Source organism: Simplicispira sp. GW247-4R2A (genome assembly GCF_059424465.1).
In genome coordinates this window covers 1-1,944 of record NZ_JBWKZM010000055.1, presented here as the reverse complement: position 1 = coordinate 1,944, position 1,944 = coordinate 1, and the positions used below count along the sequence as shown (strand labels likewise).

Genomic DNA, 1,944 nt, shown 5'->3' with positions numbered 1-1,944 from the left:
GTGCGGGGGCAGCTGGGGTCGGGGGAGATGTCTGCGGATGACCTCTGAAAATTTGACGCGAAAATGAGATCGGCCCCGGTTTTCGTGCTATTCAGAAAAAATTATTTTGGAAAAGTCTGAGGTTTGACTGGGTGCAATCGAGCCGTTCCGGCTATACGATAATTCCAAATCTCCTTCTATGCCCGAATTACCCTCAGCTCGGGACGACTATTAATCAATCATTTAACCGCGATGGACGATGCATGGCAGCAAACAAGCATGGACTTTCACGGCATATCCCCGCCGCAGTCGCGCGCAAAATCCGTAGGCGCTCTAGATTTGGATGCGTAATTTGTCGTTCGGGTTTCTACCAATACGAACACATCGACCCCGAATTCGAGGATGCCACAGTACACGATCCAGCCCATATTTGTTGTCTTTGTGGTAGTTGTCATGATGCGGTAACTCGTGGGCAGCGCTCCAAGGCATCAGTAAGTGCCGCGTATAGAACCATTCAATCGACGCCGCTTGCAGAGGTAGGCAAGCCAGTCGGTCCTATCGACTTCTATGGGGGCAATGCGATTCTCAGCATCGGTGGACTCCGGTATAGCCCGGCAGTACAGACCGTTCTTAAACATTATGGCCAGAATGTAATCAGTGTTATTCCGGGCCAAGGCGATACACCCGGCACCATCTCAGCGATATTTACTGATGAATTCGGTATCCCGGTACTGAAACTAGTCGAAAACGCATGGGAAGGCTCAACTTTGAACTGGGACATTGAAGTAGTCGGCCCGTGCATCACCGTGCGTCGTGCTGCAGGAGCTGTCGCCTTGAAACTGAGACTTGACCCTCCCGGCGTCGTCGTGGTTGAACATTTGGATATGCGCCTCGGAGAGTTTCATCTGCTTATCTCCGAGAACTCCTATGCCGTCGGGAGATACTCACCAAATGAAGATGCAATTGCGTGGCTGCATGCCGAACTGACAATAACCCGAAGCGCGGGGTCAGGATCTGCTATTGAGTTCACTGATCCATATGAACTCTTGGCTCGCATTCAGACGATAGGTGAGCGAGAACAACGCATGGAGTCTGCGGACCACAGTATCATATTTAGTTCGAAGTATGGATGTCTGTGGATCCCCGCAGGCATCGCCATCGCGAGCGATTGCGGAGGCTTCAAGCTATATGGATTCGCAGCCGGCGTTCGTCCCATCGATGGCGTGCGCCGAATGGTGAGGCAAGCGCCAAGCGTGCTCATGCGATATTTGGGAACAGGTAAGGAAACTTAGCGCGCGAAATTCATCCTGACCAGCTTTTTCTAGAGTCGTGGTGCTTGTGGCGACCAAGCCTCACTGCAGAGCTGAGCATCCGCTGGCAGATAGAAAACTGTTTTAGACAACCGGCCGCCTCTCATCACCCTCACATTAATGGCAAAAAACACCTGTTGTGCTCAGCATTCCAGAGTATGGCAAGTACAACTTTGGCTGCGAAATCGCGATCCGACCCCAATGCATGCGCCGCGTGCGCTGCTGACGCCCGGTCGAGCGCAGCGATGCCGAAAGGCTGTTTGGCACCCCTCCCCTCTGTCCGTGCCGAGGAGCACAGCTTCAGGCGGATCAGGGCCGCGCTTGTTTGAGCGAAGCGAGTTTGCGCGGACCCCGCCTGAAGCGAGCACCGCAGGTTGCCCCGGAGCGAAGCTCAGGGGACGCGGACAGCGGGGTCGCCCTTTCTTTGGTGACTTTCTTTCGGCGACCCGAAAGAAAGTTACTGCGCCGCCGGGCGCATACCCCGGCTCCCGCTCTTCGCACAGGCATGCTGCCAAAAAAGTAGACGGAAGTGAGCGAATCTGACGCTGCGCCCGCCGTTCCGGGATTGGGGTCTGAGCACCATGCCTTTCAACGTCTTTGAGCCGCGGCCCTGAGTACCCGGTCAGTAGAGACATGTGATCGTGCGGTAGAGCCA

Annotated in this window: 1 protein-coding gene; it reads left to right on the top strand. The window is 54.7% G+C overall.

Annotation, left to right across the window (positions count from 1 at the left end; genetic code table 11):
* Positions 1–242: 242 nt before the first annotated feature.
* Positions 243–1,271: a hypothetical protein gene (locus AC07ZH_RS20450; RefSeq protein ID WP_495201113.1), complete on the top strand. Its 1,029-nt coding sequence runs from the start codon at positions 243–245 to the stop codon at positions 1,269–1,271.
* Positions 1,272–1,944 lie beyond the last annotated feature (673 nt).